Raw genomic sequence first — 20968 nt, forward strand, 5'->3', positions numbered from 1 at the left:
TGAAGAAAATCCCCACTGATTAAAGTTTCACTTTATATGGTTCTGCTGTATGTAAGACAGAAAGGAGAAAATATGAAAAAATTTATTTTAGCTTCTGGATCACCTCGTCGAAAAGAACTGCTTGAACTTGCAAATGTTCCGTTTGAGGTTGTTGTGAGCGAGGTGGAAGAAACAATAGGAGCATATTCATCACCAGCTGATATTGTAATGGCGCTAGCTTTACAAAAAGCATCTGCCGTAGCAGAAACACATGAAGAAAGTATTGTACTAGGTGCAGATACAATTGTTACATATGATTCGCGTATTCTTGGAAAGCCTAAGGATGCAGCAGAAGCAAAAGAGATGTTGCAACTTTTATCTGGGAAAACACATGAAGTATATACAGGTGTTGCCCTTATGTCGAAGGAGAAAACAGTTACTTTCTATGAGCGTACAGAAGTTACATTCTGGGAGTTAACAGAAGAAGAAATTGATGTGTACATTGCAACAAAAGAGCCGCTTGATAAGGCAGGAAGTTATGGTATTCAAGGGAAAGGCGCTATTTTTGTTCAGCATATTCAAGGGGACTACTACAGTGTAGTAGGTTTGCCGATTGCACGTCTCGTTCGCGAATTGAAACAGTTTGATAGCGGTGCATCCCATGCGTGAATTTGCATGGGGTTTTCTTTGCGGAAAAAATAAGAAGGAGTGACAAGATGAACGGTATTCGTGATGTTTTGAAGGAAGAACAACCACGTGAACGTTTAATTTCGGAAGGAGCAAGTAGTTTATCAAACCGGGAACTTCTGGCGATTTTACTAAGAACAGGATCAAAGGAGGAATCGGTATTAACATTGGCAGACAAAATTTTACGCCATTTTGATGGTTTGCGAATGTTAAGAGATGCTACGATGGAAGAAATAACAAGTATTCATGGTGTCGGAGTAGCCAAGGCCTCTCAACTCATCGCCGCCTTCGAACTCGGGAGAAGAATGGTGCGTTTAGAGTACCAGCATCGGTATAGCATTCGAAGTCCGGAAGATTGTGCAAGTTATATGATGGAAGAAATGCGTTTTTTACAGCAGGAGAATTTCGTTTGTTTATATTTAAATACAAAGAATCAAGTCATGCATCGGCAGACGGTGTTTATTGGCAGCTTAAATGCCTCAATTGTTCATCCGCGTGAGGTGTTTAAAGAAGCTTTTCGCCGCGCAGCTGCCTCTATTATATGTCTGCATAATCATCCTTCAGGAGTGCGCCTGCAAGGTGCGTAATTTTAGCGTTTTCTTAGAAAACTAGAACTCCTTACAATGTTCTATGGTCAGCATCTTACCTTGAGGGGAAACCTATAGAGGGAACATAGCATGATGTGAAAAGGAGAAAAGACGACAAAACTATCTAATGTCGAGTCAGTTCTTCAGACCAAGTGATGCATGGTAAAAGCTACACTGCTTGAATCCTAGACGAATGAGCGATGGGTGCGCCGTTGTCTACGATAGTTAACAGGCAATGAGGACAAAATGGGAGACATTTCTTCGCTATGTCTGCTGGGTATCGCCTGAGCCCTGCCCATAGTAAGGTTTGTCCTTCAATCTTCCACTAGAAGAAACCGTCGAAAGGGATACCTAATCATCACGTATCTAAAATTACGTCATAATGCAGGGATTGCCTAAGTGCAAGCGCCAATTGGCTATTAGACATAGGTCTATGAAAATTGCATACGGTAACGGAGTCTCCATAGTACTCAACGTTTGCTTGTAATGAGTTTAGCAAGGGGAAGGGAGACAGGTTGATGTTAACGTCAATGAGAAAGGAGTCATGAATATGGCAACAAATCCATTTCATCAGTTGGACGTTATAAGGAAAGCTTCTCAAAATGGTAAAATAATAACAGATTGTTACCGTCTGATGTATAAAAGAGAACTATGGATTAAAGCATACGTAAAGCTATATCCGAATGCAGGGAATCTAACAAAAGGAACGTCTGAAGAAACAATCGATGGTTTTTACTTACAAAAGATTGATGAAATCATTGACCAACTCAAGAAGGGGATGTTTCGTTTTGCACCTGTAAGAAGAGCTTATATTTCAAAAGCAAACGGTAAAAAGAGACCTCTAGGAGTTCCGAACTTTAAAGATAAGTTGGTACAAGAAGTAATGAGAATGATTTTGGAAAATGTTTATGAACCAACATTCTCAGATAACTCTCATGGATTTAGAGAAGGGAGAAGCTGTCACACAGCATTATCCCAAATCAAGAACACATGGAAGGGATTAACATGGTGTATAGAAGGAGCCATAAAAGGCTTCTTTGATCATATTGACCATTCTGTACTCATAAATCTTATTTCAAAAAGAATGAATGACCATCGTTTTCTTCTACTTATCCACAATGCACTTGCAAGTGGTGTGATGGAAAACTGGACTTATCAAAAAACATACAGCGGTACACCACAGGGCGGTATTCTCTCCCCCTTATTAGCTAATATCTATCTTCATGAGTTTGACATATTTTTGGAAAAGCAAATAGAGAAGTTTGATAAAGAGAAATTAAGGGCGAGAAATAAAGAATATACTAAAATACACTCGGAAATCCGTTCGCTTTCTCGAAAAGTCAAAAGCTTAGATGACAGAACAGGGCATCGATTATGGAAAGGCAGAGAGAAAGTGATAGAAACTATCGCAGAGTTAAAGCGCAAACAGATTGGTATTTCCTCTGTCAATCCTATGGATAATGACTATCAAAAAATGAAGTATGTTCGTTATGCTGATGATTTTGTAATAGGGATAGCTGGTTCCAAAGATTGTGCAGTGAATATAAAAGAAACGATAAAGAATTTTCTAAAACAAGAACTGCATCTTGAATTAAGTGAAGAAAAAACACTTATCAACCACTTGGAGAATCCAATTTCCTTTCTTGGATATGAATTTCGTAAGTGGAATGAAATAAAAAGGACTAGGGTCTTGTATAAAAACCATAAACAGAGGGCTCTCTCAAGAGCAATTAAGTTGGAAATTCCCAAAAAGAAAATGAAAGAATTTGCTATAAAAAACGGATATGGTAATCTTGATAATTTCAAAAGTATACATCGAGCAAAGCTGCTTAATAATTCAGAGTTGGAGATTCTGTGTACCTATAACGCTGAACTGCGAGGAATTGCAAACTACTACAAGCTAGCGAATAATTACCATCATTTAGATAAGTTGTTTTATTTAGCGGAGAGTAGTTTCATCAAAACCATAGCTAATAAACGTAGAAGCACCTCAATGAAAGTGGCTACAAGCATGAGAACCCACAAACAAGGAGTACTTTGTCTAGTAAGAAAAGATCAACATAACAATGAAAAACTTTATCAGTTTGTGAAATTAAAAGACCTGCCTAAACATAAGGGTGCGATTAAAGTTGATACACCAGAAATAGACTCATACGTGAATACAATGAAATATTTTGGGTGAACGGATTTTGAAAAGCGTTTGTTGGCAAATAGATGTGAAGCGTGCGGTACAACAAAAGGTCAGATGGAAGTTCACTACATTAGAAAGCTAAAGAACTGGAAAAAGAACGAAATTTAAAGTATTTGGACGAGATGATGATTGAATGCCAAAGGAAAACAATCGTCCTATGCTTTAAATGCTATCATGACCATCATGAGAAGCAAATTCCGATTAATCAACTGGCGAGCCGTATACAGTGAAAGCTGTACGTACGGTTCTGAGGGGGGGACTATGAAATCTGCTTTGGGAACAAAGTAAGGCGCATGCTCCCTACCCTACGACCCTACACCAAGCCGTGAAGATATTGAAGTAACAAAGCGATTGGTAGAATGCGGTAAGATTATTGGAATTGAAGTCCTCGATCATATTATTATAGGTGACCATAAATTTGTTAGTTTAAGGGAAAAAGGTCATATTTAAGACTATTCTTTTTACTTATTTTGTTTTATAATGTGTTTTATGAGTTTTTTGTAGATAAACGTCTATAGTAAAGAATGAAAAATATAAAAACGTACTGTTTTATTATAAATATAAAGTAAGAAAATGAGTCCGTGAAGATGAGAAAGGAAGATAGATGACATGTTTGGATTTGGTGGTTTTACTCGTGATCTTGGAATAGACTTAGGAACAGCGAATACGCTTGTATACGTAAAAGGAAAAGGTGTTGTATTACGCGAACCTTCAGTTGTAGCATTGCAAACTGATACGAAGCAAATCGTTGCGGTTGGTAGTGACGCAAAACAAATGATTGGTCGTACACCAGGTAATGTCGTAGCTTTGCGACCAATGAAAGATGGTGTAATTGCTGATTATGAAACGACAGCAACAATGATGAAGTATTATATTCAACAAGCACAAAAATCAAATGGATTTTTCTCTCGTAAGCCTTATGTAATGGTATGTGTTCCATCTGGTATTACAGCGGTTGAAAGACGTGCGGTAATCGATGCAACTCGCCAAGCTGGTGCACGTGATGCATATCCAATTGAAGAACCATTTGCAGCAGCAATCGGTGCTAACCTACCTGTTTGGGAACCAACTGGTAGTATGGTTGTTGATATCGGTGGGGGTACAACAGAAGTTGCAATCATTTCACTAGGTGGTATCGTAACAAGCCAATCTGTTCGTGTCGCTGGTGATGATATGGACGATTCTATCATTCAATACATTAAAAAGAACTACAATTTAATGATTGGAGAAAGAACAGCGGAAGCTTTAAAAGTGGAAATTGGATCTGCTGGAGAACCAGAAGGGGTAGAACCAATGGAAATCCGTGGTCGTGACCTAGTAAGCGGTTTACCAAAAACAGTGTTAATTAAGCCGGAAGAAATTGCAGAAGCCTTAAAAGATACAGTAGATGCAATTGTAGAATCAGTTAAAAATACATTAGAAAAAACACCACCTGAGTTAGCAGCGGACATTATGGATCGTGGTATCGTATTAACAGGTGGCGGTGCATTGCTTCGTAATTTGGATAAGGTAATTAGTGAAGAAACGAAAATGCCAGTTTTAGTTGCGGAAAATCCGTTGGATTGCGTAGCGATTGGAACAGGTAAAGCGTTAGATAATATTGACCTTTTCAAAACTGCTCGTTAATATTTCAAATACAAAATCAATGAAATTAAGAGGGTGTGAACGTGCCACAGTTTTTCTTGAACAAAAGATTAATTGTTTTGCTAGTTAGTATTATTCTCCTCGTGGCATTGATTGGAATCTCATTGAAAGAACGGAAGAGTCTAACATGGCCAGAGCAGTTTGTAAAAGATACTGTCGGTGTTGTAGAACGTGTATTCCAAAAGCCAGCGAGTTATGTTGCCGGATTCTTCGAAAATGTAGAGGATATAAAGCGCACGTATGAAGAAAATAAACAGTTAAAAGAAAAATTAGATAAGTATGCGACTTTATCTACAGATTTAAAGAGGATTGAAGAAGAAAATAAAGAGTTACGTGAAGTAATTGGTGCGAAAGATTCGCTTAGAGACTATAAGCCAACTCATGCAACTGTTATTTCTCGTAACCCAGACAAATGGTATGATTTAATTGGCATCGATAAAGGAGCTCAGCAAGGAATTAAAAAAGATATGGCAGTTATAACTGCCAAAGGCTTAGTAGGGCGTGTGAAGAGCGCGTCTCAATTTACGTCAACAGTCGAATTGCTAAGTTCTATGAACCGTACCAATCGTGTCTCAGCTGTTGTTCAAGGACAAAAAGAGAACATCTCTGGGTTAATTGAAGGATACGATAAAGAAAAGCAATTGCTTCTTTTTACAAAGATTTCATCAAGTGCACAAGTGGAAAAAGGACAGATGGTTGTCACATCTGGTCTTGGTGATATTTTCCCTGAAAACTTGCTTATTGGGGAAATTGTAGAAGTAGAACCGGATGCATACGGATTAACTCAAACAGCTTATGTAAAGCCTGCTGCGGATTTAAATAATGTGAACCAAGTAATGGTTGCAAAAAGAGTGAAACCTTCAGCAGAATTAGAACAGTAAGGGGGAGAAGAGATGATGATTTTAAAACGAGCAATTCTTCCTCTTCTGCTTCTTTTTTTCTTTTTATTTGAAAATATGTTTGCTACGGTTGTGCCAACGGAACTATTTTGGAAAAATTCGATAGCAGTACCGCATTTCTTTATGATTATCCTATGTTTTATTACTGTTTATTACGGCCCTCTTCAAGGTGTTTATTATGGGCTGTTATTCGGTTTTTTATTTGATATTGTATATACAGAGCTAGTTGGTGTATACATATTTGCTTATCCGATTTTAGCGTATCTTGTTTATAGTACGATGAGGATCTTACAGTTGAATCTATTTATTGTTTCTTTTATCGTATTGGCAGGAATAGTAGCATTAGAGTATTATGTATATGGATTTTTATCGTTATTAGGACGTATTCATGTGCCAGCAAATATTTTTTTCACAGATCGTCTCCTTGCTACCGTATTGTTAAATGGAATTTTCTTATTGATAGTTTGTTTCCCACTGAGACGATATCTTGTACGTCTATCAAAAGCGATGGAAGAAAGAGAAAAAAGGATTTTCTGAGTTTATGTCGAATTGAATCGGTGGGGTGAACTTTAGTGGACGAAAAAAAGCAACAGAACATAACAATAAAAGGGACGAAAGATGGACTAACACTTCATTTAGATGATTGCTGTTCATTTACTGAATTACTGCAAGAATTAGACGAAAAACTATCTACTCATTATTATGATGGTGATGGGCGTTCATTAATTGAAGTACATGTTAAGGTAGGGAATCGATATTTAACAGAGGTACAACAAGAAGAAATTCGTACCTTAATTCGCAATAAGAAAAACCTTGTTGTGGATTCCATTGAAAGTGATGTAATCACCAAGGCAGAAGCTATCGCTTGGAAAGAAGAAACAGAAATTGTCCCTATTTCCAAAATTGTTCGCTCAGGTCAAGTTTTGCATGTAAAAGGTAATCTATTATTAATTGGAGATGTTAATCCAGGCGGAATGGTTATCGCTGGGGGGAATATTTTTGTCGTTGGCTCCTTGCGCGGAATTGCACATGCTGGATATTATGGAGATAAAGATGCTGTTATTGCGGCATCCGTCATGAATCCGATGCAGCTCCGAATAAGTGATGTGACAACGCGGGCTCCGGAAGAGAAAGAAGACGGAGCAGAGACGGCAGAATGTGCATATATTAATGAGGACAATCACATTGTTGTCGATCGCCTGCAACTTCTCACTCATCTTAGACCTAATTTAACAAAGTTAGAAAGGGGAATTGTATAGCTGTGGGAGAGGCAATAGTAATTACATCTGGAAAAGGCGGGGTAGGCAAAACTACAACGTCTGCAAACATTGGTACAGCCTTGGCATTATCCGGAAAAAAGGTATGTTTAATTGATACGGATATTGGACTAAGAAACTTAGATGTAGTCATGGGGCTAGAAAATCGGATTGTATTTGATCTTGTTGATGTCGTTGAAGGGCGTTGTCGCTTACCTCAAGCTCTTATTAAAGATAAGCGCTTTGATGAGCTTTATTTATTACCTGCAGCACAAACGAGTGATAAATCCGCGGTAACACCTGAACAAATGGATGAATTGATACAAGTATTACGTCAAGATTATGATTACATATTAATTGATTGTCCTGCTGGTATTGAGCAAGGATTCAAAAATGCAGTGGCAGGTGCAGATAAAGCGATTGTTGTCACTACACCAGAAGTATCTTCTATGCGCGATGCCGATCGTATTATCGGGCTTTTAGAAAAAGAAGATATTGAGCCGCCGAAACTTATCATTAACCGTGTACGCAGTCACATGTTGCATGAGCAAGATATGCTAGATGTGGACGAAATTGTACGTATGTTATCAATTGAGCTTCTCGGGGTTGTTGCAGATGATGATGATGTCATTCGAGCTACGAATACAGGTGAACCTGTTGCGCTGCAACCAAACGGAAAAGCAGCATTAGCTTATCGGAATATTGCAAGACGTTTGTTAGGGGAAAATGTCCCGTTACAAACGCTCGAGCAAGAAAAGGTATCTGTCTTTACAAAAGTAAAGAATTTCTTCGGAATTCGTTAAAAGCACTTCGTATATATGCGGAGTGCTTTCTTTTTTCTTCTCATGAATATCTTTCTTTTAGCGTTCATACATATGTACAAACTATATAAAATTATATGGCTGCACGATAGTAGCTGTTTTGCAGTTTGAACAAAAGGTCGAAAAGGAAGGAGAAAAGATGAAAAATAGACGTATAGAAGAAATTCGAAAGCGGATTGCAAAAAGGAAAGAGGAACAAGAGCGGTTAGAGGAAGAACAATATTTTTCAGGTGAAGATTTTAATGGGGAAACGCTGTTAATTGAAGAGGGAGAGAAGGAATTTCACCCTCTATTTCGTAAGGATATCTTTTTATTTAAAGTGTTATTAGCAGCTATATTGGTGTTATCAGTGGCCATCTTATTTAAAAATGCCCCTCCGTCTTTTGATGGAGCGCGAGTCGTTGTAACGAAAGTAATGAAGGAGGAATTTCAGTTCGCTGCCGTGTCAAAATGGTACGAGGCCCATTTTGGAAAGCCACTAGCTTTCTTACCTGCGAGTGAGAAGAAGCAAAATACACAACAAAAAAACTATGCAGTTCCAGCTTCAGGAAAAGTGACAGAAGGATTTCAAAAAAATGGGCAAGGTGTACTTGTGCAAACAGTTACAGGTGCAACGGTTGAGTCGGTAAATGAAGGAGTCGTTATTTTTGCTGGAAAAAAAGAGGGTCTTGGGAATACGATTGAAATCCAACATGCAGATGGTACGGAATCTTGGTATGGCAATTTAGGAGAAATGTCAGTGAAATTATATGATTATGTTGAAAAGAAACAAAAAATTGGAACAGTGAGTAATGATGACAAAAATAAAAATGGTAAGTTTTATTTTGCAATCAAAAAGAATGAAAAATTTATTGATCCAATTCAGGTGATTTCATTTGATTAAATATAGGGAAGTACTGTCTAAAATTACAATACATCCATTGTTTTGGGTAGTTATAGCAGTTGGTATTTTTACGGCACGTTTTAAAGAATTATTACTTTTGTTTTTTATTGTTCTCATTCACGAGCTAGGCCATGCCTTTGCGGCTGCTCATTACAAATGGAGAATTAAGCAAATACAGCTTTTGCCGTTTGGTGGTGTAGCAGAACTTGAAGAGCATGGAAATAAACCTTTGAAGGAAGAGCTCGTTGTAATGATAGCAGGGCCAATTCAACATGCATGGATGATTGGCATGGCATATGTTTATTATAAAACTGGGTGGGTTCCTCAAGATTTGTATCAATTTTTTGTGTGGAATAACGTCATTATTTTAAGTTTTAATTTACTTCCTATTTGGCCACTTGATGGTGGGAAAATTGTCTTTAATATATTATCGCATCAATTTCCTTATTTACAAGCACATGACAAAATGATGAAAATATCATGTGTTTTTTTTAGCGTAATATTAGGGTGGCAACTGATTTGGAATAAGAATAATATTATGATGTGGGTACTTCTTCTCTTTTTAGCGATTTCGTTGTATCAAGAATGGAAGCAACGAAGATATGCATTTATACGCTTTTTATTAGAACGTTACTATGGAAATAAGCGCGAAATTGAAAAGATTTCTCCTATTGAAGTAAATAGAGAGGATCGGTTATATACGATTTTTACAAAGTTTCGAAGGGGTTATAAACATTCAATTATTGTACATGGTAAATATAAAGAGCATTATACACTGGATGAAAATGAATTGCTGTATGCATATTTCACTGAAAAGCGCACAACATCATCTGTGGAAGAGTTAATCGGTTAGTGTTGACGATGACACTAACCTTTTATAATGTAAGAAGAAAAAATGAAAAAGTGAGGAAGGTATTTTGAAGACGTTATATATTAACTATACAGGTTCGGAAAAGAGAGTGGCAATAGAAGAAAAACAAAAGATTGTTGAACTTTCGTGGCACCGCAATGGGGACGAAGAAATTGTTGGATACATTTATGTTGGACGTGTTGTCAGAACGATTGCTGGTATGAATGCGGCATTTGTAAATATCGGTTTAGAAAAACATGCTTATCTTTCTTACGATGATGTTCCAAAGGCGTACCGAGTTCATGAGGGGCAAGCTATACTTGTACAAGTAGTAAAAGAAGCAATCGACACAAAAGGTCCTAAATTAACAGCGAATATAGAATTTACCGGGAAATATGTTGTTTATATGCCTTATGATGAAATGCGTGCCGTTTCCCGGAAAATAAAAAGTCAAAAAAAACGGAAAGACTTGTTTGCAATTGAGGTAGAAGGGTTAGGAGGATATATCTTTCGCTCGGCATGTGAGAAAGGAACAACGGCTGATATAAAAGCTGAAATAGAACACTTTCAACAATTATTTGAAGAACTAAAAAGAAAAGAAAGGTGTGGAAAGGCACCGGTATTAGTTCATCGCCCAGCTACTTTTTTAGATCGTATATTTCAAGAAAACCCTACTGAATCAATTGAGAAAGTGGTTGTAGATTCAAGAGAACCGGTAAGGGAGTTAGAAAATAAGCTAGGTAAAGAAAAAGTATTTTTCTATCGTGAAAAGTCATCCATGTTTAGTCATTATGGTATCGAGAGAGAGATCGAAAAAGCATTACAAAAAATTGTTTGGTTACAAAATGGCTCCTATTTAATTATAGAACAGATGGAGACAATGACAGTTATTGATGTAAATACTGGGAAATTTACTGGGAAACAAGATTTACAAGATACAGTTGTACGAACAAATGAAATAGCTGTTGAAGAAATTGCTCGTCAGTTACGACTACGTGATATTGGGGGAATGATATTAATTGATTTTATCAATATGAAAAAAGAAGAAGATCAGGAGAGAATACGCGAGAAATTAATAATAGCTTTGCAGGATGACCGTACATATACGAGGGTTCTTGGATTTACCGAGCTCGGCATTTTAGAAATGACACGTAAGCGCAAGAAACAGTCACTGCGTGATATATTATTAGAAGATTGTGCGAAATGCATGGCAACAGGGTATAGTATTTCAAATGAAACAATTGCGTATGAACTAGAAAGAGAACTGCTCTCGTATAGTCACATGGAAGATGAAGCGGTGCTTATTGCAGCGCCGAAAGCTGTGCAAAAAATATTTTTACAAAAAGAATTGCAAAAAAATATTCCATTTCAAATTTATTTTAAAGAGGAAGAAATGGAAAAGTACGCACTTATTAGGTTTGGAACGAAGCAGGAGATGATAGATAGGAAAAATAGTTAGTAGAACATTTGTTGACAATAGTCAATGATTCGTGGTAACATCTTTATGTTATAGTTTATAGCACCTAAATGGCTATATACTACAACCGCACAATGCAGGTGTACAAATGACAGTCTATGTCTACCTCGTGTTGGCGAGTCTTAGTAATTATGAGGAGGTGCAAGTATGTACGCAATTATCGAAACAGGTGGCAAACAAATCAAAGTTGAAGCTGGTCAAGAAATCTACATTGAAAAATTAGATGTTGAAGCTGGTGAAACTGTTACTTTTGACAAAGTTCTTTTCGTTGGTGGCGAAAACGTAAAAGTTGGTAGCCCAGTTGTAGAAGGTGCAACAGTTACTGCGAAAGTTGAAAAACACGGTCGCGCTAAGAAAATCATCGTTTTCAAATACAAAGCGAAAAAGAACAATCGTAAAAAACAAGGTCATCGTCAACCTTACACTAAGCTAGTTGTTGAAGCAATCAACGCTTAATTCTGGTTAAGATGATTAAAATTACGATTAATCGTACGAAATTAGGAAATATCCAATCATTTAAAATGACTGGGCATGCCGATTATGCGCCGCATGGACAAGATCTTGTCTGCGCTGGAACAACTGCGGTTGTGTTCGGATCTATAAATGCTGTGGAAGTCCTTTGTAATGTAGAGGCAACGATTGAACTTGGAAGTGATGGTGGATTTTTAACGTATGAACTGCCTAATGATTTAGACGCTCATACGATGGAAAAGGCACAAACACTGTTAGAGGGATTAGTTGTTTCACTTAAGACGATTGAACTTGATTACGGAAAATATATCCGATTAATAGAAAAAGTACGGGAGGTGTAATATATGTTAAGATTAGATCTTCAGTTTTTCGCATCTAAGAAAGGTGTAGGTAGTACAAAGAACGGTCGTGACTCTCAGTCAAAACGTCTTGGTGCTAAACGCGCAGATGGTCAAATGGTTACAGGTGGTTCAATTCTTTACCGTCAACGCGGTACAAAAATTTACCCAGGTGTTAACGTTGGTCGTGGTGGCGATGACACTTTATACGCGAAAGTTGACGGCGTAGTACGCTTCGAGCGTCTTGGCCGTGACCGCAAACAAGTGAGCGTATATCCTGTTGCTCAAGAAGCATAAGAAACTCACGGAAAACTCTAACCTGAGTGCAGGTTAGAGTTTTTCTATATTAAGGAGCATCTGAATGAAAGAAAAATGGACAATTATAGATGCGTTGCGTCATGCAAGACATGATTGGCTCAATCGCATCCAAATGATTAAAGGAAACCTTTCCCTTGGAAGAGTGGAAGAGATTCATAGGCTCATCGATCATTTTGTCCAAGAAGCGAGACAAGAATCTAATCTGATAGGGTTATCTATGCCTTTATTTTCAGAATGGATTTTAACATATAATTGGAAACAGCAACCGTGCTTATTGGAGTATGAAGTATTAGGAGAACTACATAACTTATCTCATCTTGATGAGGTAGTGTGCATATGGACGGAAGAATTTTTCTCAATGCTTCAGCATAGTTTAGACGTTTATGTTGAAAATTATGTTTGTATTACAATTGAATGTAACGCGGAGAATGCTCGTTTCTTTTTTGATTTTCGTGGCAAGCTAACGAATGTAGAGAGGTTACAAACGTGGCTTGCAAATGAAAAAAATGAATGGTGTTCCATTTTCTATACAGTCCGAGATGATGAAGTCTCGGTTATATTACAACCAATTGAAAAAGTGTGGTGAAATAATGTTTGTAGATCAGGTCAAAATATACGTAAAAGCTGGAGACGGCGGAAACGGGATGGTTGCGTATCGTCGTGAAAAGTATGTTCCAAAAGGTGGTCCAGCAGGTGGAGACGGTGGTAAAGGTGCAGATGTTGTTTTCCAAGTAGATGAAGGATTACGTACATTAATGGATTTTCGCTATCAACGTCATTTCAAGGCTGACCGCGGGCAACATGGTATGAGCAAAAACCAACATGGCCGTAAAGCTGATGATTTAATCGTAAAAGTTCCGCCAGGGACAGTTGTGAAAGATGTGAAAACGGGTCATATTCTTGCTGATTTAGTCACACATGGACAATCAGCAGTTATTGCTAAAGGTGGCCGTGGTGGTCGTGGTAACTCACGTTTTGCGACTCCTACAAATCCAGCTCCAGAAATTGCTGAGAATGGTGAACCGGGCCAAGAACGTGATGTTATCTTAGAACTGAAAGTGTTAGCCGATGTTGGACTTGTTGGATTCCCTAGCGTTGGGAAATCAACGCTATTATCTGTCGTATCATCAGCGCGTCCGAAGATTGCAGAATATCACTTTACAACCATTGTGCCAAACCTTGGTGTTGTCGAAACAGGTGATAATCGCAGCTTCGTTATGGCTGACCTTCCAGGGCTCATTGAAGGTGCCCATGCAGGTGTTGGACTTGGGCATCAGTTCTTGCGTCATATTGAGCGTACACGCGTTATCGTACATGTCATTGATATGTCTGGTTTAGAAGGGCGCGATCCATATGAGGATTATGTCACAATTAATAATGAATTAAAAGAATATAATCTGCGTTTAACAGAGCGTCCACAAGTTGTTGTTGCAAATAAAATGGATATGCCAGATGCAGAAGAAAACTTACAAGCATTTAAAGAGAAAGTGGGAGACGAAGTAAAAATCTTCCCAATCTCAGCTGTAACAAAACAAGGGGTTCGTGACTTACTGTTTGAAGTAGCGAACTTATTAGAAACAACACCAGAATTTCCAGTACATGAAGTTGTGGATGAGTCGGAAGCAAGTGTAATGTACAAATTTGAGACGGAAGGTGTTAAATTTGAAATTACACGTGAAAGTGATGGCACGTTTGTTATCTCTGGTTATGATATCGAGAAAACATTCAAAATGACAGACTTCTCACGTGATGAATCTGTACGTCGTTTCGCTCGTCAAATGCGCGGAATGGGTATTGATGAAGCGCTTCGTGCACGTGGTGCAAAAGATGGAGATATTGTAAAAATTCTTGAATATGAATTTGAATTTATCGACTAAGACTGCCGAAATATGGCAGTCTTTTTTTATTGCGATAGTAAGATTTATAAAGGAAAAAATCCCCACCAAATAAATTTTCAATTTATAATGGAAAAAGGAGTAATTTTAGAACAATTCTTTTATGGGGAGAAAAAGAACATGTATAAAATATTAATTGTAGAAGATGATGAGAAAATTGCGGGAATATTAGAGGAACATTTAAAAAGATATGACTATCAATCATTTAGAGCAAATGATTTACGTCATATAAAAGATGAGTTTGTAAAAGTAAATCCACATCTTGTATTACTGGATATTAATTTACCTTATTTTGATGGCTTCTATTGGTGTCGGCAAATCCGCAGTGTATCGAATGCACCGATTATTTTCGTTTCTGCGAGAACAGGAGAAATGGATCAAGTAATGGCGATTGAGAATGGCGGGGATGATTATATTACAAAGCCATTTCATTTAGATATCGTCATGGCAAAGGTAAAAAGTGCACTTCGCCGTGGGTATGGGGAGTATGCTTCTGCGGCAGAGAATGATTGTTTAGGTGTAAATGGACTGTTGTTATTCCCATCTCAGCACATTATAGAGTGGCAGGGGCAACAAACGGAACTGACAAAAAATGAATTTTACTTATTAGAGTGTTTAATGAAACAAGCAAATCAATATGTAACGCGTGAAGAGTTGTTAGAAGCTCTATGGGATGAAGTAGCTTTTGTTGATGATAATACATTAACAGTAAATGTAAAGCGAGTAAGGAAGAAATTAGAGGAGTTAGGCATTAAAAATGCAATTGTAACGAAACGTGGATATGGTTATGCGCTTCTTACAGAGTGGAGCGAAGGACATGAAGGTTAAAACGTACCTAATAGATCGCTTTTCTTTAATTTTATCTTATATTGTAAGCCTTTGTTTATTTGGACTCGTATTGCAGTTGCAAAGTCTGTTAGAAAAAAGATCAATTGACTGGAGTACGTGGTTATATGGGCTTTTATTAGGTACTGTTGTGTTTACTGTATACCTCATTTACGATTATCGAAAACGAAGTGTGTTTTTAAAGAGAATTGAAAAATATGTTGCTGGCGGAAATACATTACATGATTCTTTACTTATTGATGAATCTTATACGTCAGAGCAAGAGATGGTCGTTGAAGCCTTTACTTTGCTCAGACAGCAATATATGAATGAAGTTCATAAACAGCATGCGAAAGAAGAGCAGCAAATGATATTTATGAACCAATGGATTCATCAAATGAAAACACCAGTATCTGTTATTGAATTATTGTTGCAGAAGTTTGGTAAAGAGCATCGTGAAGCGAGAGCAACAGTTGAAAGTATTCGTGAGGAAAATAACCGCATACTAAATGGTTTAGATTTAGCGTTACATATGGAAAGGCTAGAACAGTTTGCGAAAGATTATAAAGTAGAAGTAGTAAATGTTATAGAGGTCGTGCGAGGTATTATTAATGAAAATCGAAAATCCTTCATTCAATCGTCTGTATTTCCGAAAGTGATGTTTGAGGAAGATACCTGTATGATTGCATCTGATAGAAAATGGCTAAGCATTGCTATAGGTCAAATTGTTTTAAATGCAATGAAATATACAAAAATTTCAGAAGTAGAGAAAAAAGAAATTCAATTTCAAATTGAAGAGAAAAATCAAAAGGTGTTATTACATATTAAAGACAATGGAATCGGTATTCCAGAGCAAGACGTGAAGCGCATATTTGATCCATTCTTTACGGGAATAAATGGACGGAAAACGAGAGAAGCGACTGGGATGGGTTTATATATTACGAAGGAAATTTGTGATAATTTGCATCATGGTATTTATGTGCAATCTGCTGAAGGGGAAGGAACGACATTTACGTTCAAATTTGCAAAAGATGAAGAATATCATACATTAATGAGAAAAATGACAAAACTGTAAGATAACAAAATGTTTTGTAAGGGAAATCACTCGTTTTTTTTTCTTCTTTTTCTTATAGTAAATGTAAGAAGAAAACATATAGGGGGATTAGAAATGAGTGTTCTTGAAGTAAAAGGGGTAACGAAGGTGTACCAATCGAAAGGCTCAGTAGCGACGACTGCTTTAAATGATATAAATTTTAAAATAGAAGAAGGCGAATTTGTAGGGATTATGGGTCCTTCAGGAAGCGGGAAAACAACGCTTTTAAATTTATTAGCGACAATTGATAAGCAAACTTCAGGTCATGTGCTTGTAAATGGGGAAGAAATTAATCAAATGCGTGCTGCAAAGTTAGCAGAATTTCGCCGTACACATTTAGGATTCATCTTCCAAGATTTTAACTTACTTGATACGTTATCGATTAAAGAAAATATTATTTTACCACTTGTAATGGCGAAGAAATCCGTAAATGAAATTGATGCAAAAGTACTTGAAATTGCGAAGTTTTTAAGCATCGAAGAAATTTTAAATAAAAAAGTATATGAAGTATCAGGCGGACAACAACAGCGTGCAGCGGCTGCGAGAGCAATCATTCATGAACCGACGTTAATTTTAGCAGATGAGCCAACTGGAAACTTAGATTCGAAGTCAGCGAAATCATTAATGAGTGCATTGCAAGATTTACATGAGCACAAGAAAGTAACGATTGCAATGGTAACGCATGATCCAGTAGCTGCTAGTTATTGTGAACGTATCCTTTTCATACGTGATGGAGAGATTTTCTCAGAAATACATAAAGGAAGAACGAAACAAGCCTTTTTCCAAGAAATTCTAGACGTACTCGCGATGCTAGGAGGAGAATATCATGAACTTTCGCCAGCTCGCGCTTAATAACGTAAAAGGAAATTGGCGTAATTATAAAGCGTTTCTTATAAGTAGTTGTTTATCGATTATCGTATTTTTCATGTATGCTTCCTTTATTTATCATCCAGATGTCGTAGGCGGTAATATTAGTATGAGAACGATGATTACAAAAGGGTTAGAATCGATGAACTATATTGTAGTCATTTTCTCAGCACTCTTTATTTTATATGCAAATTCAACATTTTTACGAGCAAGAAAAAAAGAATTTGGTCTATTAACATTAATAGGTGGAACAAAATCCCAACTAGGCCGAATGATTATATTAGAGCAACTTATGTTAGGTAGTATCGCAATTGTAATAGGTATTGGGATTGGAATGCTTTGTTCAAAATTATTTTTTCAAGCATTAAGCGTATTATTAAAAATAGATAAAACACTTCCACTCGTATGGAATAGTAAAGCAGTTGTGATTACAGCGGGTGTATACTTTATTCTATTTTTAATATTATCATTGTTTAGTGTTTGGACAGTAGGGCGCTTGCAAATTATTGATTTATTAAGAGAAGCAAGAAAACAAAAAGTAGAGCCGTTTGCATTTACATGGTTATGTGTAGTTGGTATAGGGTGTATTATTACTGCATATGTACTTAGCTTCCAAGTAACGGTTCTGAATTTTATCATTCTCTTTTTACCGGTTGTAGGACTGACAATTGGCGGAACGTATTTACTATTTACACAAGGAAGTACAGTTGTATTAAAAGCGTTGCAAAAACGAAAACAATCTTTTTATACATATCCAAATATGTTCGTACTTAGCAATCTTATTTATAAAATGAAAGATAATGCTCGTTTTCTATTTGTAATTTCTATTATTACGGCGGTTGTATCTTCAGCAGTTGGTACGCTTTACGTATATTTTGAGGATATGAGTTATAAGACAGTAACTAGTACCCCGCATGCTATTTCGTATGAGGAAAAAGGATTAAATACGCATAGCCTTATTAATGATGAAAAAGTACAAGAGCTTGTAAAAAAACATGGGTTTGAAGAGGCACGAAAAGTAACCTACGTAAAACTACCGGCAACACAGAAAGTAACGATGTTTAACAAAGAACATAAAGTACCGATGACGATTATTTCAGAAAAAGAATATAACGCGGAAGTACGTAAACAAAAGAGAGAGCAAGTTAGAGAAGTTCATAATGCACCAGGTAGTGCAACGATGGTCATAATGGATATGGCGAACGATATGATGAAGATAGATCGTACGAAACCGTATGAATTTACAATTAACGGACAAAAACAGTCTGTTCAGTTAAATAGCCCAACTTCATTTTCTGTTTTTAATGATAGTGAATATCTCATTGTGAATGATCAAGATTTTGAGAAATATGAAAAGCTTGTACCAGATGAAGAAAAGACGAAATATTATGGTTATTATATTGAAGATTGGAAAAATACAGAAGATCTTGTATTAGATTTAAAAAAGGAAATTGCGCCAGAAAAGCAAGGAGAATTGAAAAACTCAGTGTTTGCTTATAAAAATATAAGAGAAGGTGGAGCAATTACAATGTTCATCGGTTTCTTTGTAGCAGTACTGTTCTTCTTCTTCGCTTGTAGCATGACATACTTTAAGTGGTTTAATGATAAAGAGCAAGATCGTATTCAGTTTAAATCGTTAAAGAGAATTGGTATGACAGATAAAGAAATTCGTAAAATTGCAATTCGACAAATGGGCGTTATCTTCTTTATTCCAATTTTAATTGGTGCAATTCATAGTGGATTTGCTCTTCATACGTTAGGGAAAATGCTTTATATTGATTTATGGAAATCAGGTGCGATTGTAATTGGTTCATACATTTTAGCTTCTGCGATTTACTTTATAATCGCGCAAAGAGGATATTTGAAACACGTGCAAAGCTAGAGAAACCTCTAGCTTTTTGCCTATGTAGTAAGTTACAGGAGGACGATAGATGAACATTCAGCAACTAGCGCTGCAAAATATAAAAGGAAATTGGCGTAATTATAAAGTGTTTTTCTTAAGTAGTTGTTTTGCGATATTTGCATCTTTTGCATACATGTCTGTTATTGTACATCCGTATATGAAAGAGACGATGTGGTATCAAAACGTACGCTGGGGACTTATTATATGTAATATTATAATTATTTCTTTTTTTATCATATTTATTTTGTACTCTACTTCTATTTTCATAGAGGCACGTAAGAAAGAATTAGGATTATATATGTTAATGGGGGCAACGAAATCTAACGTAATTGGAGTAATTATGACCGAGCAAATGTTGATTGGGGTATTTGCTAATATTTTCGGCATTGGGCTTGGTATAATCTTTTTAAAGCTCTTCTTTATGGTATTTAGTATGTTACTGGGGCTTCCGAAAGAACTCCCTATCATATTTGACGTGAGAGCAATTGGGGGAACGTTTATTGCATATATGGTCGTATTTGTTGTCTTATCTTTTATAAGTGCTTTACGTATATGGAATATAAAAATCATTCGGTTATTAAAAGAATTTCGCACGGATAAAAAAGAGAAGAAAACATCAATGCGGCTTTGTATATTCGGGCTTATTTGCTTAGGGATAGGATATGCGTTAGCATTACAAACTACGATGCCAACGATAGCATTCTATTTTTTTCCTGTGTCTATACTTGTCTTTTTCGGAACGTATTTTTCTTTTACACACGGCACTGCTCAAATATTAGAATTGATAAAACGAAATAAAAAGATTATGTATACATATCCGTATTTATTTATAGTGAATCAATTGTCACATCGAATGAAGGAAAATGGTCGTTTTTTCTTTCTAATGTCAATGGCAACGACGTTTGTAGTTACGGCAACAGGTACGGTGTTCTTATATTTTTCTGGTATGCAAGATATGTGGCGGGGCGGGGGTGTACACTCATTTTCTTACATAGAAAAAGGTACTTCTTCTCATGAAGTCTTTGCGGAAGGTATGGTTGAACAATTATTGCACCAATATGGATATGATGATTTTCAATCTATGAGTTTTGTTGGAGTATATGCATCCTTTCAGTCTAGTAAGGGAGAAACAGAAATAGCAACGCTGATGAAGGAAAGTGAATACAATCAAGAGGCAAGAAAACAAGGACAGAAAACGTATCATCCTAAAAAAGGATCCGTTACACTTGTTTATTATAATAAATACAATCATCCGAATATGTATGATCAAAAAGAGATTCAATTACAAGTAATGAACCAAACATATTCATTCGTATTTAACGGTCAGAAGGAAGGGATACAATTTAACTATCACCCTTCACAAATTAATGGTCTGTTCTTCGTCATGCATGATGAAGACTTTGACGGTATAGCAAATAAGGTTCCTGATTCTGAAAAAATGATATATAGAGGCTATACATTACCAAATATCGAAAATACGAAAGAATTAAATGAAGATTTACGGAAACATATGAAACAAGATGATAATAATGCATTTCGAAGTAATATGGAGTTATATGTGAATATGAAAGCTTTCGGCGACATTACTCTATTTGTAGGCTCATTCATTAGTATATTATTCTTTCTTACTTCATGTAGCATCGTATATTTTAAATGGTTTCATAATATTGCATCAGATCGTAAAGAATACGGGGCACTCTCTAAACTTGGAATGACGAAAGAAGAAGTATGGAGAATTTCCCGTTGGCAATTATGTATGCTATTTTTTGCGCCAATTATAGTAGGAAGTATGCATAGTGCGGTTGCGTTATATACGTTTCATAATACGATTTTTATGGATGGTTCATTAAGAAAAGTAGGCTTGTTTATTCTATTTTATATCGCTGCATGCATCATGTATTTCTTTTTCGCTCAAAGAGAATATAGGAAACATTTAGACTAGCGAATGCTAGTCTTTTTTAAATATTCAAAATTTACATAGAAG

Annotated in this window: 19 protein-coding genes, 3 pseudogenes and 1 other annotated feature; all 22 genes and pseudogenes read left to right on the plus strand. The window is 36.5% G+C overall.

What is annotated here, in order from left to right:
• Positions 1-72 precede the first annotated feature (72 nt).
• The gene (locus MR059_RS03695) at positions 73-648 is read left to right on the plus strand and encodes a Maf family protein (protein WP_012095630.1); all 576 of its coding nucleotides are present in this window, start codon (positions 73-75) and stop codon (positions 646-648) included.
• Positions 649-695: 47 nt separating this feature from the next.
• Positions 696-1232, plus strand: a pseudogene (radC, locus tag MR059_RS03700) (RadC family protein); the annotation flags it as partial.
• Between the two features lie 571 nt (positions 1233-1803).
• Positions 1804-3674: pseudogene (locus tag MR059_RS03705) on the plus strand (reverse transcriptase/maturase family protein).
• 79 nt (positions 3675-3753) lie between these two features.
• Positions 3754-3894, plus strand: a pseudogene (locus MR059_RS03710) (JAB domain-containing protein); the annotation flags it as partial.
• 159 nt (positions 3895-4053) lie between these two features.
• Positions 4054-5070, plus strand: a complete 1017-nt coding sequence (gene mreB / locus MR059_RS03715; protein ID WP_012095626.1) for a cell shape-determining protein MreB — start codon at positions 4054-4056, stop codon at positions 5068-5070.
• A gap of 41 nt (positions 5071-5111) precedes the next feature.
• The gene (gene mreC / locus MR059_RS03720; RefSeq protein ID WP_012095625.1) at positions 5112-5969 is read left to right on the plus strand and encodes a rod shape-determining protein MreC; all 858 of its coding nucleotides are present in this window, start codon (positions 5112-5114) and stop codon (positions 5967-5969) included.
• Positions 5970-5981: 12 nt separating this feature from the next.
• The gene (gene mreD / locus MR059_RS03725; RefSeq protein ID WP_012095624.1) at positions 5982-6524 is read left to right on the plus strand and encodes a rod shape-determining protein MreD; all 543 of its coding nucleotides are present in this window, start codon (positions 5982-5984) and stop codon (positions 6522-6524) included.
• A gap of 35 nt (positions 6525-6559) precedes the next feature.
• Complete coding sequence (minC, locus tag MR059_RS03730; RefSeq protein ID WP_012095623.1) at positions 6560-7246, plus strand: septum site-determining protein MinC; 687 nt, start codon at positions 6560-6562, stop codon at positions 7244-7246.
• Between the two features lie 2 nt (positions 7247-7248).
• Positions 7249-8046, plus strand: a complete 798-nt coding sequence (gene minD, locus MR059_RS03735; RefSeq protein WP_012095622.1) for a septum site-determining protein MinD — start codon at positions 7249-7251, stop codon at positions 8044-8046.
• A 157-nt stretch (positions 8047-8203) separates the two neighbouring features.
• Positions 8204-8947 (plus strand): M23 family metallopeptidase, encoded by a 744-nt coding sequence (locus tag MR059_RS03740; RefSeq protein WP_012095621.1) that lies wholly within the window; start codon positions 8204-8206, stop codon positions 8945-8947.
• On the plus strand, positions 8940-9800 hold the full coding sequence (locus tag MR059_RS03745; RefSeq protein WP_012095620.1) for a M50 family metallopeptidase: 861 nt from the start codon (positions 8940-8942) through the stop codon (positions 9798-9800). The genes MR059_RS03740 and MR059_RS03745 overlap by 8 nt, the downstream gene beginning before the upstream one ends.
• Before the next feature lie 64 nt (positions 9801-9864).
• On the plus strand, positions 9865-11256 hold the full coding sequence (locus MR059_RS03750; RefSeq protein WP_012095619.1) for an Rne/Rng family ribonuclease: 1392 nt from the start codon (positions 9865-9867) through the stop codon (positions 11254-11256).
• A 73-nt stretch (positions 11257-11329) separates the two neighbouring features.
• Positions 11330-11407 (plus strand) — a sequence feature (ribosomal protein L21 leader region).
• Positions 11408-11421: 14 nt separating this feature from the next.
• The gene (gene rplU / locus MR059_RS03755; RefSeq protein ID WP_000270908.1) at positions 11422-11730 is read left to right on the plus strand and encodes a 50S ribosomal protein L21; all 309 of its coding nucleotides are present in this window, start codon (positions 11422-11424) and stop codon (positions 11728-11730) included.
• A gap of 11 nt (positions 11731-11741) precedes the next feature.
• Positions 11742-12086 carry a ribosomal-processing cysteine protease Prp gene (locus MR059_RS03760; protein ID WP_012095618.1) on the plus strand — a complete coding sequence of 115 codons (345 nt, stop codon included), beginning with the start codon at positions 11742-11744 and terminating at the stop codon, positions 12084-12086.
• A gap of 3 nt (positions 12087-12089) precedes the next feature.
• The gene (rpmA, locus tag MR059_RS03765) at positions 12090-12380 is read left to right on the plus strand and encodes a 50S ribosomal protein L27 (RefSeq protein ID WP_012095617.1); all 291 of its coding nucleotides are present in this window, start codon (positions 12090-12092) and stop codon (positions 12378-12380) included.
• A gap of 64 nt (positions 12381-12444) precedes the next feature.
• Complete coding sequence (locus MR059_RS03770) at positions 12445-12987, plus strand: Spo0B C-terminal domain-containing protein (RefSeq protein WP_012095616.1); 543 nt, start codon at positions 12445-12447, stop codon at positions 12985-12987.
• Positions 12988-12991: 4 nt separating this feature from the next.
• Positions 12992-14278, plus strand: coding sequence for a GTPase ObgE (gene obgE / locus MR059_RS03775; RefSeq protein ID WP_012095615.1), 1287 nt, complete (start codon positions 12992-12994; stop codon positions 14276-14278).
• Between the two features lie 138 nt (positions 14279-14416).
• On the plus strand, positions 14417-15124 hold the full coding sequence (locus tag MR059_RS03780) for a response regulator transcription factor (RefSeq protein WP_012095614.1): 708 nt from the start codon (positions 14417-14419) through the stop codon (positions 15122-15124).
• Positions 15114-16196 (plus strand): HAMP domain-containing histidine kinase, encoded by a 1083-nt coding sequence (locus MR059_RS03785; protein ID WP_012095613.1) that lies wholly within the window; start codon positions 15114-15116, stop codon positions 16194-16196. The genes MR059_RS03780 and MR059_RS03785 overlap by 11 nt, the downstream gene beginning before the upstream one ends.
• A gap of 93 nt (positions 16197-16289) precedes the next feature.
• Positions 16290-17066, plus strand: coding sequence for an ABC transporter ATP-binding protein (locus MR059_RS03790; protein WP_012095612.1), 777 nt, complete (start codon positions 16290-16292; stop codon positions 17064-17066).
• A complete protein-coding gene (locus MR059_RS03795) occupies positions 17041-18963 on the plus strand; it encodes an ABC transporter permease (RefSeq protein WP_012095611.1) in 1923 nt (640 codons plus the stop codon). Before MR059_RS03790 ends, MR059_RS03795 begins: the two co-directional genes overlap by 26 nt.
• A 49-nt stretch (positions 18964-19012) precedes the next feature.
• Complete coding sequence (locus MR059_RS03800) at positions 19013-20926, plus strand: ABC transporter permease (RefSeq protein WP_012095610.1); 1914 nt, start codon at positions 19013-19015, stop codon at positions 20924-20926.
• Positions 20927-20968: the final 42 nt, after the last annotated feature.

It is taken from the genome of Bacillus cereus group sp. BfR-BA-01522 (genome assembly GCF_022662635.1).
GTDB classification, from domain to species: Bacteria; Bacillota; Bacilli; order Bacillales; family Bacillaceae_G; genus Bacillus_A; species Bacillus_A cytotoxicus.